This window comes from Cupriavidus sp. Met-2 (genome assembly GCF_049843575.1).
GTDB classification, from domain to species: domain Bacteria; phylum Pseudomonadota; class Gammaproteobacteria; order Burkholderiales; family Burkholderiaceae; genus Cupriavidus; species Cupriavidus metallidurans.
Map to the genome: position 1 here is coordinate 49,674 of NZ_JBBHZL010000017.1, position 13,854 is coordinate 63,527.

14 protein-coding genes are annotated in these 13,854 nt (G+C 62.6%); 6 read left to right on the top strand and 8 right to left on the bottom strand.

The window, feature by feature from the left end; translation table 11 throughout:
- Positions 1-10: 10 nt before the first annotated feature.
- Positions 11-775 (bottom strand): SDR family oxidoreductase, encoded by a 765-nt coding sequence (locus WD006_RS27235; RefSeq protein ID WP_008651283.1) that lies wholly within the window; start codon positions 773-775, stop codon positions 11-13.
- 189 nt (positions 776-964) lie between these two features.
- A complete protein-coding gene (locus WD006_RS27240) occupies positions 965-1,843 on the bottom strand; it encodes an arylamine N-acetyltransferase family protein (protein ID WP_029306336.1) in 879 nt (292 codons plus the stop codon).
- A gap of 142 nt (positions 1,844-1,985) precedes the next feature.
- Here WD006_RS27240 and WD006_RS27245 point away from each other — a divergent pair, with 142 nt between their 5' ends.
- Both WD006_RS27245 and WD006_RS27250 read left to right on the top strand, forming a co-directional pair.
- Positions 1,986-2,483: a DUF962 domain-containing protein gene (locus WD006_RS27245; RefSeq protein ID WP_011519177.1), complete on the top strand. Its 498-nt coding sequence runs from the start codon at positions 1,986-1,988 to the stop codon at positions 2,481-2,483.
- A gap of 256 nt (positions 2,484-2,739) precedes the next feature.
- Complete coding sequence (locus WD006_RS27250) at positions 2,740-3,213, top strand: HU family DNA-binding protein (RefSeq protein WP_008651289.1); 474 nt, start codon at positions 2,740-2,742, stop codon at positions 3,211-3,213.
- Positions 3,214-3,337: 124 nt separating this feature from the next.
- On the opposite strand, the gene WD006_RS27255 is transcribed toward WD006_RS27250, so the two are convergent.
- Positions 3,338-4,330 carry an isopenicillin N synthase family dioxygenase gene (locus WD006_RS27255; RefSeq protein WP_011519175.1) on the bottom strand — a complete coding sequence of 331 codons (993 nt, stop codon included), beginning with the start codon at positions 4,328-4,330 and terminating at the stop codon, positions 3,338-3,340.
- Positions 4,331-4,569: 239 nt separating this feature from the next.
- Positions 4,570-5,076: a GNAT family N-acetyltransferase gene (locus tag WD006_RS27260; RefSeq protein ID WP_011519174.1), complete on the bottom strand. Its 507-nt coding sequence runs from the start codon at positions 5,074-5,076 to the stop codon at positions 4,570-4,572.
- Between the two features lie 87 nt (positions 5,077-5,163).
- Between WD006_RS27260 and WD006_RS27265 the strand changes: the two genes are divergently transcribed.
- Positions 5,164-5,856, top strand: a complete 693-nt coding sequence (locus WD006_RS27265; RefSeq protein ID WP_011519173.1) for an NnrU family protein — start codon at positions 5,164-5,166, stop codon at positions 5,854-5,856.
- A gap of 51 nt (positions 5,857-5,907) precedes the next feature.
- On the opposite strand, the gene WD006_RS27270 is transcribed toward WD006_RS27265, so the two are convergent.
- Positions 5,908-6,333: a cupin domain-containing protein gene (locus WD006_RS27270; RefSeq protein WP_011519172.1), complete on the bottom strand. Its 426-nt coding sequence runs from the start codon at positions 6,331-6,333 to the stop codon at positions 5,908-5,910.
- Between the two features lie 567 nt (positions 6,334-6,900).
- On the opposite strand from WD006_RS27270, the gene WD006_RS27275 reads away from it, so the two are divergent.
- Positions 6,901-8,481, top strand: a complete 1,581-nt coding sequence (locus tag WD006_RS27275) for an isocitrate lyase (RefSeq protein ID WP_029306335.1) — start codon at positions 6,901-6,903, stop codon at positions 8,479-8,481.
- Positions 8,482-8,619: 138 nt separating this feature from the next.
- Here the strand turns inward: WD006_RS27275 and kdgD are convergent, their stop codons facing one another.
- Entirely contained in the window at positions 8,620-9,534 is a 915-nt protein-coding gene (gene kdgD, locus WD006_RS27280) for a 5-dehydro-4-deoxyglucarate dehydratase (protein ID WP_011519170.1), read from the bottom strand.
- Between the two features lie 419 nt (positions 9,535-9,953).
- Between kdgD and WD006_RS27285 the strand changes: the two genes are divergently transcribed.
- Positions 9,954-11,315 carry an MFS transporter gene (locus tag WD006_RS27285; RefSeq protein ID WP_008651304.1) on the top strand — a complete coding sequence of 454 codons (1,362 nt, stop codon included), beginning with the start codon at positions 9,954-9,956 and terminating at the stop codon, positions 11,313-11,315.
- Between the two features lie 16 nt (positions 11,316-11,331).
- The gene (gene garD / locus WD006_RS27290; RefSeq protein WP_008651306.1) at positions 11,332-12,924 is read left to right on the top strand and encodes a galactarate dehydratase; all 1,593 of its coding nucleotides are present in this window, start codon (positions 11,332-11,334) and stop codon (positions 12,922-12,924) included.
- A gap of 66 nt (positions 12,925-12,990) precedes the next feature.
- On the opposite strand, the gene WD006_RS27295 is transcribed toward garD, so the two are convergent.
- Positions 12,991-13,359 carry a 5-carboxymethyl-2-hydroxymuconate Delta-isomerase gene (locus tag WD006_RS27295; RefSeq protein ID WP_024569392.1) on the bottom strand — a complete coding sequence of 123 codons (369 nt, stop codon included), beginning with the start codon at positions 13,357-13,359 and terminating at the stop codon, positions 12,991-12,993.
- Between the two features lie 97 nt (positions 13,360-13,456).
- The coding region (locus WD006_RS27300; protein WP_425648331.1) for an IclR family transcriptional regulator domain-containing protein at positions 13,457-13,854 on the bottom strand (398 nt) is incomplete at its 5' end.

Here is a 13,854-nt window from a genome sequence, read left to right on the forward strand (position 1 = left end):
AAAACAATCGTCAGATGGTAACGCCCCCGTCAACAACCAGTGCCTGGCCCGTCATGAACGTGCTGGCGGCGGAAGCCAGATAGCAGGCCGCGCCCGCGATTTCCACCGGTTCGCCGATGCGGCGCAGCGGCGCGTTCTCGGTGGATTGCTTGTAACGCACCGGATCTTCCCAGAGGGCACGTGCGAAATCGGTCTTGATCAGGCCCGGGGCAATGCAGTTCACGCGTACGTTGTGCGGCCCGAACTCCACGGCCAGATTGCGGGCCAACTGGAAATCGGCGGCCTTGGACACGTTGTAGACCCCGATCGTGGGCGAGCCGCGCAGGCCACCGATCGACGACACGATGATGATCGAGCCCTCGCGGCGTTCGATCATCTGCGGCGCCACCATCTGGATCAGCCAGTGGTTCGAGATCACGTTGTTGTCGAGCACCTTGCGGAATTGCTCGTCGCTCACGCCACTCATCGGGCCGTAGTAGGGGTTCGATGCCGCGTTGCAGACCAGCACGTCGACCTTGCCGTAGACGCGATTGGTTTCGTCCACCAGATGCTGCAGTGCATCCTTCGACGAGATATTGGCGGCCACGGCCAGCGCGGTGCCCGCGCCGTGCTTGGCGTTGATGGCGTCGACGACTTCCTGGCAGGCCTCGATCTTGCGCGAGGAGACGACGACCTTCGCGCCCTGGATGGCAAGCTGCTCGGCGATGGCCCGGCCGATGCCGCGCGAAGAACCGGTAATGATGGCTACCTTGCCCGACAGATCGAACAATGACATGGCGTCTCCTGTTGTTTGACAGCGGTCATTGCCGCTGTCTGGATGGGTGATTGGCCGGGACATTATGGGCAGGCGCCAGGACTCAGTCCATAACGAAAGCGGTGCCAGGATGCCTGTATCAGCAAACTTTCTGCGGGCAATTCACGCGATGCATGGCGTGTGCCGCTGCGCGGAATGGCGGCCGGGTCTCTATCCGAGCACCGCTGGCAGTCGTGCCGCCAGCGCGGCGCGCAAGGCGGGATCGAGCCGGATCTGGAAGCGCGTTGCCAGCGTGTCGATCACGGCGTCGGCCGACGCCAGGGCGGTTTTTCGCACGCTGCCGTCGGGCGAGCGCTCGCTCAGGTTGCCATTGGCGAGCGCGAGCCGGGTGTCGCCGTCGGTACGCGCGGCCATCAGCGTACGGGTGAAGTGGCTGTCTGGATGCGTGGAGACGTACCAGTTCCGCGCGATGAAATCGATCCAGGGCTGCGGGGTCAGGTCGAAACGGTAGATCGGTTGCCAACCCGAAGCGTCGTCGGTGACGTCGGGCACCGTCAGATCCAGGCAGTGAAAACCCGTACCCGTCAGCGCGTTTGCCGGGGAGGGATGCAGACGATAGGGCGTGTTTTCATCCGGCGGCAGCGATAGCGACAAGGCGCGGTCCGGCGTCGGCCCGCCGAAGCCCACATCGGCGATATAGCTTTCGTGCGCCACTTCTACGCGCAGGAGCATGTGCGACAGCCCCGTCGGCGTGGCTTCCGGCACATGCCAGCGCACGCGCGCTGCAAGCGGCGTCACTGCGTAACCGAGTGCCTTGAGGCCGGCGCAGAGCAGGGTGTTCTGCTCGAAGCAGTAGCCGCCGCGGCCCTGCGCCACGAGTTTTTCGAATACCGAGGGCAGATCGATCGACACCCGGCGGCCGAGCAGCGCGTCGAGATTCTCGAACGGGATGTGCGCGAGTTGGGCCGCGATCAGCGTGTTCAGCACCGGTAGCGTGGGGGCGTCGGGAACCTCTGCGATGCCGATGCGTCGCAGCCAGGCGACCAACTGGTCGGGGTGGAGAGCGGGGATTTCGTCGGCGGCAAGCATGGTGGGGGGCTGGCGGGAATTAGTGGGGGCGCTCGAACGGAAGGGGGAACGCTACCGAATCGCACGGGACGTGACTACTATAAGGCCGCAACGGCCGCGATGCGAACCTTGCGCCAAAGCATAAAAAACTACGGAGACGCCCGTGAAAACCCTGATCGATCACCTGTCGAACTACGCTGCCTATCACCGTGATACCCGCAACGTCGTGACGCATTTCATCGGCATCCCGATGATCGTCCTGGCCGTGACGGCGCTGCTTGGCCGGCCCGCGCTGCCGCTTGGTGACGGCGCTCGATACCTGACGCCGGCGATGATCGTCTACGCGCTTTCGTGCCTGTTTTACCTGCGCCTGTCGTTCGCTTTCGGCGTGGTAATGGCCGTGATTCTGGCGTTTTTCGTGTGGGCCGGCGCGTGGCTTGCGGCGTTGCCGACGGCCGCGTGGCTGGCATCTGGCATCGGTCTGTTCGTCGTGGGCTGGGTCATCCAGTTCGTCGGGCATTACTTCGAGGGTCGCAAGCCGGCGTTCGTCGACGATCTGGTTGGTCTGCTGGTGGGGCCGCTTTTCCTCGTCGCGGAGACGGCTTTCGCACTTGGCCTGGCGCGTGAAACGCGCGATGCGATGCTGGCGCACGCGCATTGAATGACCCGAAAACGCGCCGTCGCGCGACGCTCGCGGAATGCGAAAGTGGGGGGACGTAACGCTCCGCAGCGTGTTTGCTGATGCAAACCAGCTACAAAACACGGGGTTTTCACTTGGTTTGCCCTGCGGCATGTACGAAAACCCCTTTACTTCTGGCCGTTTCCGCTATGATTCAGTGCGTACCGGCACTGACGTTCAGCAACATGCCAAACGTTGCGATCGGCCGGTACACTATCTTCAACTCTCGTATATAGACATGGCGACCAAAGCGAAACCGACCGCGAAGACCGCAACCAAGCCCGCTGCCAAGAAGGCCGCGGCACCCAAGGCACCCGTGAAGGCACCTGTGAAGGCTGCTGCCAAGAAGGCCGCTCCGGCCAAGAAGGCTGCTCCCGCCGCTGCCGCACCGACTCCGAAGCCGCTGAAGGACACCTTCAACAAGTCGAGCCTGGTCGCTCACCTGGTAGCCCAGACCCAACTGGAAGCCAAGGCCGTGAAGACGGTGCTGGCACACCTCGAAAACACCATCGTCAGCGCACTGAACAAGAAGGGTGCTGGCGAATTCACGCTGCCGGGCCTGCTGAAGGTGACCGCACAGCAAGTGCCGGCCAAGAAGAAGCGCTTCGGCAAGGATCCGTTCACTGGCGAAGAGCGTTGGTTCCCGGCCAAGCCGGCCAGCGTCAAGGTCAAGGTGCGTCCGCTGAAGAAGCTGAAGGACGCTGCGGCCTGATCGCCCGCATCTTTGGTAGTCGTCAGTCCGGTGCCGATCGCTCGGCGCCGGGCGACTTGAAACCCCGTGCCCGAAAGGCCCGGGGTTTTTTGTTGGGCGGGCGGGATCGAGCGGGATCAGTGCCTCAGTAGGCCTTGAAGTTCGCCGCGACTCTTTGCCGCAGGAAATCACCTGCCGTAATCGCCGGATATCGCTTCGACGGCCCTTCGATCACCGCATCGCGGTTGGCCTGGCAGAAGAACGCAAGGCTGTAGCGCGGGCCCATGTACTCTCCCGGCGCGGGATTCCGGACGCGATGGAAGTTCGACGGCAGATGGTCGTCGCTCCAACGCATCAGCATGTCCCCGATGTTGCAGGTGACCACGTCCTCGATCGGCGCGATCGGGGTCCAGGCCTGGGCATCCATCTCCTTGCCGGGACACACCTGCAGACCACCCTGGCCTTCGCGCTGGAACAGTAGCGTCAGGCAGTCGAAATCGGTATGGGCGCCGGCGCGCCACAGGTCGAGCTTGTCCTGCGCCTCGGGTGGAATCGCGTAGTAATGCAGCAGCCGTAGCGTGCTCTGGTAATCCGGCGCGGCCGGGTCATGCGCGCGCGAGAAGAAGTCGGTGTCGAAGCCGAGTCTGTCGGCGAAGCAGGACAGCACCTTCATTCCCACGTTCCAGCATTGCGCCTCGAATTCGAGCATCGTCTGCCGGAACCCGGGCAATTCGGTCTCCGAAGGCCAGAGTGGCGCCATGTGTGGGCGCGTGATCTGATAGGACTCCTTCTGGTCCGGCGTGCCGGTGGATGGCCTTACCTGCGCGCGCGATTCCCAGCCCGCGTTGTTGGCTTTCTGCAATGGATACCGGGCTTTTACCGTCTCCGGCAATGCGAAGAATTGTTCGGCCATGGCAAATGCCTGCCGTATGGCGGGCAGGTCGATACCGTGGTGCCGCAGTTGGAAGAAGCCGATGTCGGTGGCGGCACGCCAGAGCTGATCGGTAATCTCTGGCTTGCGGGTGTCGAAGTCCGACAGGTCGATGCAGCGGATCTCGCGCGTGTCGGTTTCGGAGCCATGGGCGCCCATGCGTGATTCGCGGGCAAGCTCGTGGAGGGGAAGGGTGGCGTTGGTCATGGGTGTCCGGGTTCGGGAATGTGGGCCGATCGGTCCGTCCCGGGAGCAAGACACACGCATATCGCGGCAATGCGGCTCTCGACTTCCGGGATGGACACGGAACTCAAGAGCAATTTCCTGCCGCCCCGGTGCCTGGAAAGGGCGGGGCGGTTGAACGCTTCTACTCTTCGATCGTAGGTGACGCAGGATTCGGGCCAGCCGGCGCGCGCCCCGATTCACCAGATTGGCGCGGGCGACGGCTACTCCGTGGCGTCGAATGCATCGTGATAGCGCACGGTGCCTACCGGCACGTCGGGCCCGAAGGCAAGGGTCTGGAAATACTCCTGCGGTACGCCGGGCAACACCAGCCGGGAATCGGCCTGGAAGCCGAATCTGCCGTAATAGGCAGGCTCACCTAGCACGACGCAACCGCGTGCGCCAAGGCGTCGCAACTCATCAAGCGCCGCCAGCATCAGCACCGAGCCAATGCCCCTGCGCTGCCGATCTGGCAATACCGAGACTGGCCCAATGCCATACCAGCCCGAATTGCCGGAGGAAATGGTGACGGGCGAGGCTGCAACGTGGCCGACGATCCCGCTTTCATCCTCCGCCACCAGCGAGAGCGTCAGGCATCCGGCACGACGCAAGCCGTTGATGATGAAGGCTTCGGTGTGGCTCGAGTGGGTCTCGCCCCTGAACGCCGCTTCCGTGAGTTGGGCGATGGTTTCAACATCCTCGGGACGCTCGGTCCGGACGGAGATGGTCATGCAGTTTTCCTCATTGATGCTCTCGCGGTGGACATCAACCATACTGCAATACGGTCAACCAATCATCCAGATCGTGGGAGGCGGGCAATGGGAAGTATTGGTGCGGTGGTGGTGGCGTCAGTCGCCTTCGTGGGCAGTCATTTCCTGCTGTCTCATCCGTTGCGGGGAGCGCTGGTTCGCGCGGTCGGCGAAAAGGGGTTTCTCGGCATCTATTCGCTGGTCGCCTTCCTGACGCTTGGGTGGATGGTGATGACCTACAAGCGAGCGCCGGTTTCGTCACCGCTGTGGGTGCCTGGCGACGGGATCTGGGCGGTGGTGACGGTGGTCATGCTGATCGCCTCGATCCTGCTGATGGGATCCCTGATCCGAAATCCGGCGTTGCCCACGGTTGGCCGCCCGGGCGCCTTCCCGGAGGCTGCGCGCGGCGTGTTTGCGGTGACGCGTCATCCGATGATGTGGGCCTTCGCGCTTTGGGGCGTGTGCCATATCGCTGTGTATCCGGTGACGAGGAACATCGTGGTCGCGCTGGCAATGATCGTGCTCGCCCTTGTAGGCGCCGCATTGCAGGACCAGAAAAAGGAACGGCTGCTGCCAGACCGCTGGCCGGACTGGGAGGCCAAGACGAGCTACCTTCCATTTGCGGCGATCGTCACCGGCCGGGCTCGGCTGGCCGGATTTGGCTCGCACGCGCTCCTTGGTGGGCTTATCGTCTGGCTCGCGGCGACCTGGGCCCACCTGCCGCTCGCCGCGATTGCGGCGGGCATCTGGCGGTGGTTGTAGTCGCCGCGGGGTTACAACATCGTACCGCCCCGACAAATGCCGGAGGGCGGGTCAAATCCACTGGTCGTTCTCGACGGTGCGCTCGCCCGCCGCACCGTCACCCGTGTTCACCACGCCGCGCGGCTCGATCAGCAGCAGTTTGACTTCCGCGTTCGCGCAGGGCTTGTGCTCGACGCCCTTCGGCACCACCGCCATCTGCCCGGCACGCAGCACGATCGACCCGTCGCCCGTGGGTCCCGCCCGGACGTCGATGCGCAGTTCTCCTTCCAGGACGATGAAGGTTTCGTCGGTGTCGACATGGCGGTGCCACTGGAACTCTCCCTCGACCTTCACGACCTTGAACTGATAGTCGTTCATTTCAGCGACGACGCGCGGTTGCCAGTGACCGTCGATCAGCGCGATCTTGTCGATCAGGTCGATGGCCCGGCACTGGCCACGGTCGGCATGCATGGTGGGATGTTTGGGGGCTTGGGGCATCGTTCTCTCCGCTCAAATGTTGACGATTCGAGCTTACGCACGATCCGCGCGACGGTATTGAACGATCGTGGGTGTGCTCAGCCGCGTTGCATGTACCCGGCGACTTGCAGCCAGCGCCCTGGCGTCAGTCCGAATGTCTTCGAGAAGTGCCGCGTCATGTGGCTCTGATCGGCAAGCAAAAGGATTCTCGCACGGAGCATCGACATCTCCGCTGGCGCATGACACCGTCCTTCAACTGCGTCTGAAGGACCCAGATGCATCTATATCAGTGCGCCAGCCATCTGCGGCGACCCTTTCCCCGGGAACTGAAAGCACATTTCATATTGCGAAATCACCGGAAATTTTCACCGCCGAGTTCTTTTCGTTCTCCGAAAACTCGTTCCACATCGCAAAAAATAGAGCTTATATCTTTGAAAAATAAGGATAAATTAACTCTTATGTCTTATATAAGACCTTGCCGCAATGCATCAAAAACCCCCTACAATTATTTCCACGCTGCTTGCTTCGACACCCGTAGCGGCACAGGCAAACACTTCTTCAAACACGCTTCACTCTTAGGAAACTCGTATGGCTCAGTATCAAGACGACATCAAGGCAGTTGCTGGTTTGAAAGAGCAACACGGCAGCGCGTGGAATGCCATCAACCCCGAGTATGCCGCTCGCATGCGTGCCCAGAACAAGTTCAAGACGGGTCTGGACATCGCCAAGTACACCGCCAAGATCATGCGCGCCGACATGGCCGCCTATGATGCGAATCCTTCCAAGTACACCCAGTCGCTCGGTTGCTGGCACGGTTTCATCGGCCAGCAGAAGATGATTTCCATCAAGAAGCACTTCAAGAGCACCGAGCGTCGCTACCTCTACCTGTCGGGCTGGATGGTCGCTGCGCTGCGCTCCGAGTTCGGCCCGCTGCCGGACCAGTCGATGCACGAAAAGACCTCGGTCAGCGCGCTGATCCGCGAGCTGTACACGTTCCTGCGCCAGGCTGACGCACGGGAACTGGGCGGCCTGTTCCGCGAACTGGATGCCGCCACCGGTGTCGCCAAAGCCGCCATCCAGGAAAAGATCGACAACCACGTCACCCACGTGGTGCCCATCATCGCCGACATCGACGCTGGTTTCGGCAATGCCGAAGCGACGTACCTGCTGGCCAAGCAGTTCATCGAAGCCGGCGCATGCTGCATCCAGATCGAAAACCAGGTGTCCGACGAGAAGCAGTGCGGCCACCAGGATGGCAAGGTCACCGTGCCGCACGAGGACTTCCTGGCCAAGATCCGCGCGATCCGCTACGCCTTCCTCGAACTGGGCGTGGACGACGGCGTCATCGTGGCCCGTACCGATTCGCTGGGCGCAGGCCTGACCAAGCAGATCGCCGTGACCGCCACCCCGGGCGACCTGGGCGACCAGTACAACTCGTTCCTGGATTGCGAGGAACTGTCGGCTGACCAACTGGGCAACGGTGATGTCATCATCAAGCGCGACGGCAAGCTGCTGCGTCCGAAGCGTCTGCCGAGCAACCTGTTCCAGTTCCGTGCCGGCACGGGCGAAGCACGTTGCGTGCTGGATTGCGTCACCGCGCTGCAGAACGGCGCCGACCTGCTGTGGATCGAAACCGAAAAGCCGCATATCGCCCAGATCGGTGGCATGGTTAGCGAAATCCGCAAGGTCATCCCGAACGCCAAGCTGGTGTACAACAACAGCCCGTCGTTCAACTGGACCCTGAACTTCCGCCAGCAGGCCTACGACGCGATGAAGGCCGCGGGCAAGGACGTGTCGGCATACGAGCGCACCCAGCTGATGAGCGTGGAATACGACGACAGCGAACTGGCCAAGATCGCTGACGAGAAGATCCGCACGTTCCAGGCCGATGCTTCGCGTGAAGCCGGTATCTTCCACCACCTGATCACGCTGCCGACGTACCACACCGCCGCGCTGTCGACCGACAACCTGGCCAAGGAATACTTCGGCGACCAGGGCATGCTGGGCTACGTGGCCGGCGTCCAGCGCAAGGAAATCCGTCAGGGCATCGCCTGCGTCAAGCACCAGAACATGTCCGGCTCGGACATCGGTGACGACCACAAGGAATACTTCAGCGGCGAAGCTGCCCTGAAGGCGGCTGGCAAGGACAACACGATGAACCAGTTCTGATCTGGGTCGTACTCCTAAGCAAGCTTCAGGCAGAACGCCAACCCTTCGCGGGTTGGCGTTTTTTTATTTGGCGACGCGTAAAAAAAAGAGCCGACGAATCGGCTCTGTCCAAACTCTCAACGTGACGACCTGAGAAACTTACTGCGGTCCGAGCTTGCGGATCAGCGCATCCAGCCGTGCCATTTCGTCTTCGGTCAGATCGGTCAGCGGCGCGCGCACCGGACCGGCATCGTGGCCAACCAGCTTGGCGCCAGCCTTGACGATCGACACCGCGTAGCCTTGTTTGCGGTTGCGGATGTCCAGGTACGGCAGGAAGAAATCGTCGATCAGGCGACCCACCGTGGCGTGGTCGTCAGCGGCAATCGCGCGGTAAAACTCCATCGCGGTCTTCGGGATGAAGTTGAACACGGCCGACGAGTAGACGGGCACGCCCAGCGCCTTGTAGGCGGCGGCATAGACTTCGGCGGTAGGCAGGCCGCCCAGGTATGCGAGCCGATCACCAAGCTTGCGGCGAACGCGCACCATCGCCTCGATCTCGCCCACGCCGTCCTTGAAGCCGATCAGGTTGGGGCAGCGGTCGACCACGCGTTCCAGCAGGTCGGCGCCGATACGGGAGTTCGCGCGGTTGTAGACGATCACGCCGATTTTCAGCGCCTTGCAAACCTCTTCGATGTGGTTGGCGATGCCTTCTTCGCTGGCTTCGGTCAGGTAGTGCGGCATCAGCAGCACGCCGTGGGCGCCCAGGCGCTCGGCTTCCTTCGCGTATTCGATCGCCACGCGAGTCGCGCCACCGGCGCCGGCAAGAATGGGTACCTTGCCCCGGCAGGTCTCCACCGCGGTGCGAATCACGTTCGAATAGTCCTGCTGCGTCAGCGAGAAGAACTCACCCGTGCCGCCGGCGGCAAACAGCGCCGACGCACCGTAGGGCGCCAGCCATTCCAGGCGCTCGATATAGGTATCGGGGCGGAAGTTGCCTTGCGCGTCGAAATCGGTGATAGGGAAAGAGAGCAGGCCTTCCGAGATGATCTGCTTGAGTTCTTGCGGTGTAGTCATGTCACGCTTCCTGATCGCCACATGGCAGATGGCGGTTGGTGGGGAACAAGGTGGGTTATGGCCTCGTTCCATCTGGTCGATGGCTTCGAGATAAGTCATCGTACAACTTTAGCGAAAAGCGCGCAAGCATCGACAGGGAAGTCCGAGGGAAAACCCCGGGTTTGACTGCTTCGGAAGCACGCCTGCGCTCAAATGGAAAGTGACGGCCTGAAGAGAAAATTGCCCTGAGAGCCCGTAAACAGGCTGAAAGAGGGCGATATGTGTCGGACTACGGAGTCGGAGAATGCGCGGAGTAGGGGTAAACGCGCACTGCATTCATTCGAGCCTCGTTCTTATAATTCAAGTCGTATGACGACATATCTCAAGCCGGTCCAGAAGCACTCCCGCATCCAGGAACCAGGGCTGTGAGGAGACCTCTCATGAATGCCACCCCCACCACAGGCGCTGCAGCCGCATCCACCGCGCGGCGCACCAATGTCCGTTACTGGATTCTCGCGCTGATTTTCATCGTGACCACGGTCAACTACGCGGATCGTGCCACGCTGTCGATTACCGGGCCCGCGATGCGCGAGGAATTCGGTTTCTCGGCCGTCCAGATGGGCTATATCTTCTCGGCCTTCAGTTGGTCGTACGTGATGGCGCAGATTCCTGGCGGCTGGCTACTCGATCGCTTTGGCGCCCGGCGCATCTATGCCGTGAGCATCTTCCTCTGGTCATTCTTCACGCTGCTGCAGGGGTGGGTCGGCATCTTCGCCTCGATGGGAGCAACGATGACGGCGCTCTTCATGCTGCGTTTCGCCGTGGGCCTGGCCGAGTCCCCGGCATTCCCGGCCAATGCAAAGGTGGTGGCAAGCTGGTTCCCGACCGCCGAGCGCGGCACCGCGTCGGCCATCTTCAACGCCGCGCAGTACTTCGCCGCCGTGGTGTTCACGCCGCTGATGGCATGGATCGTTCACAGCATGGGCTGGCATCACGTCTACCTGTGGATGGGCATCATGGGCATGCTGCTGGCGATGCTCTGGCTCAAGGTCATGCGCAGCCCGGTCACGCATCCGGCTGTGAATCGCGCGGAACTTGAGCACATCGAGCAGGGCGGTGGCCTGATTCACATGAATGAAGGGGCAGGCAAGTCAAAGCAGGGCGCTAATCCCGCTGGCTGGTTCTATGCCCGGCAGTTGCTGTCGAACCGGATGCTGGCCGGGGTCTATCTGGGCCAGTACTGCATCAACGTGCTGACGTACTTCTTCCTCACGTGGTTTCCGGTGTACCTGGTGCAGGCGCGCGGCATGTCGATCCTGAAGGCGGGTTTCGTCGCGTCCCTGCCGGCCATCTGCGGTTTTCTCGGCGGCGTGCTGGGCGGCGTGATCTCCGACCACTTGCTGCGCCGCGGCTACTCGCTGACCATCGCCCGCAAGGTGCCGATCGTGGCGGGCATGTTGCTGTCGGTGTCCATGATCGCCTGCAACTACGTGGATGCCGAATGGCTGGTGGTGGGCATCATGGCGCTCGCGTTCTTCGGCAAGGGCATCGGCGCGCTGGGCTGGGCCGTGGTGGCTGACACTGCGCCCAAGGAAGTGATCGGCCTGGCGGGCAGCATCTTCAACACGTTCGGCAATATCGCCGGCATTGTGACGCCGATCGTGATCGGCTATATCCTGAGCGCGACAGGCTCGTTCAACGGCGCGCTGGTGTTCGTGGGTATCAATGCCCTGGTCACCGTGCTGAGCTATCTGGTGATCGTCAAGGACATTCGCCGCGTCGAGCTGAAGCACCCCCAATAAGGAAGGAATCCCCAACATGTCGGACTTGTCGGTACAAAACGCGCAGGGCCAGGCCGCCGAACGCGCGCCGCTCTACATCCGCATTCACGCCAATGACAACGTGGCCATCGTCGCCAACGACGGCGGGCTGCCAGCCGGCTCAGTATTCCCGTGCGGTCTGACGCTCGTGGAGCGCGTGCCGCAGGGCCACAAAGTGGCGCTGGTGGATCTAAAGAAAGGTGACGCGGTTACGCGCTACAACGTGACCATCGGCTACGCCTTGCAGGACCTGCCGCGCGGCGCGTGGGTCAACGAGCGCGTGATCGAAATGCCAACCGCGCCGGGACTGACCGATCTGCCGATCGGCACACGCGTGCCCGAGCCGCTGCCGCCGCTGGAAGGCTATACGTTCGAGGGTTTCCGCAATCCGGACGGATCGGTCGGCACGCGCAACATTCTGGCGATCACGACCACGGTGCAGTGCGTGTCCGGCGTAGTGGAGCACGCGGTGCACCGGATCAAGACCGAGCTGCTGCCGCGCTATCCGAACGTCGACGACGTGATCGGCCTCGAACACACTTATGGCTGCGGCGTGGCGATCGACGCGCCCGACGCGATCGTGCCAATCCGCACGCTGCGCAATATCGCGCTGAATCCGAACTTCGGCGGCACCGCCATGATGGTGAGCCTGGGGTGCGAGAAGCTGCAGCCGGAACGCCTGATGCCGCCGGGCACAATCCCGATCCAGACCGGCGCCGGCGAGGTGCAGGTGGGCGTGGTTTGCTTGCAGGACGACAAACACGTGGGTTTCGCGTCGATGATCGACTCGATCATGGCGATGGCCGAGACCCATCTGCAGACCCTTAATGCCCGCAAGCGCGAGACGGTGCCCGTATCGGAACTGGTGGTGGGCGTGCAGTGCGGCGGTAGCGATGCGTTCTCCGGCGTGACGGCCAATCCGGCTGTCGGCTTTGCCACAGACCTGCTCGTGCGCGCCGGCGCGACCGTGATGTTCTCGGAAGTGACCGAGGTCCGCGACGGTATTGACCAGCTCACCGCCCGTGCCGCTACCCCCGAGGTGGCCGAAGCGATGATTCGGGAAATGGACTGGTACGACCGCTATCTGGACCGTGGTCGCGTCGATCGCAGCGCCAACACGACGCCAGGCAACAAGAAGGGTGGCCTGTCGAATATCGTGGAAAAGGCCATGGGTTCGATCGTCAAGTCGGGCAGCGCGCCGATCTCGGGCGTGGTGTCACCGGGCGAGAAGGTCAAGCAGAAGGGCTTGATCTATGCGGCGACCCCGGCCAGCGATTTCATCTGTGGCACGCTGCAACTGGCTGCCGGCATGAACCTGCACATCTTCACGACGGGGCGCGGCACGCCGTATGGTCTGGCCGAGGTGCCCGTGATCAAGGTCGCAACGCGCAGCGATCTGGCGCGCCGCTGGCACGACCTGATGGACGTGAACGCAGGCCGCATCGCCACGGGCGAAGCCACGATCGAGGATGTGGGCTGGGAGTTGTTCCACCTGATGATCGACGTGGCCAGCGGCCGCAAGCAGACCTGGGCCGAGCACCACAAGCTGCATAACGCGCTGGCGCTGTTCAATCCGGCGCCGGTGACCTGAGTGGTGGTTTGTTGAGGGGTGTCGCCTCTCTCCCGCAGGTGGGGGAGAGGCGGAAGATCGCCAGGCTTAGCCGCCAATGATCTGCTTGGAGTACGTCGCGCGCTCCATTTCCACGACGTTCACAGACACCTGAACGCTTTGCGCCGACGCGCCGGGGCGGACCATTTCCGAGATCGCATTGCACACCAGCTGGCCGAGTTCCTTGCGCACAGCCTGATCACGGCCGTCCAGGATCTGCAGCGTGGCGTGGACGAACGCGCGGTCCACGTTCTCCGTTCCCTGGCGATAGGTGGAGAGCGTCACGCAGCGCGACTTGATATCGGGTTCCTGGAATTGGCCGCTGGACAGCAGCGCGGCGTTCGCCTCGTCGAGCAGCTCCTCTTGAGAGCAGGTCAGACGGGTGTTTTCCGTGAGTTCGATGACGAGATGGGGCATGGAACCGGGTCCGGTTGATAGCGGGAAACCCGCATCGTACGGCATTCCGGTGCGGCGTGCCCGCAACCGTTTCCCATCCCGTCAGTGTTGCGCTCCGTTACCGTGTGACACCGAACGCGGCTTCGATCTTGCGGATATGGTCACGCAGCAGCGGACGCACTTTCTCCAGCAGATGGGCTGGCGGCACGATCGCATTGGGGCCACTGCAACTCAGCGTCATCGGGGGCAATGAGGGACCCGGCCGAAACGCGTGGGCGATCGAATTGATGTCGGGCAGCCATTCACCAAACGACGTGGTGCAGCCAAGCCGGCGTTGCTCGTCACGGCTGTTCGCGAGGATGGCTTCTGCTTCGGCAGGGGCGACCTTCTCGTCCGTGCGGAATGCCGTCAGCGCCTGACGCTGCTCGGCTGGCGGCAATGCCACCAGGTAGGCACGGCCTGCTGCCGTATTGAGCCCCGATACGCGGCTTCCCACGGCGACGCGCAGAGTCAGGT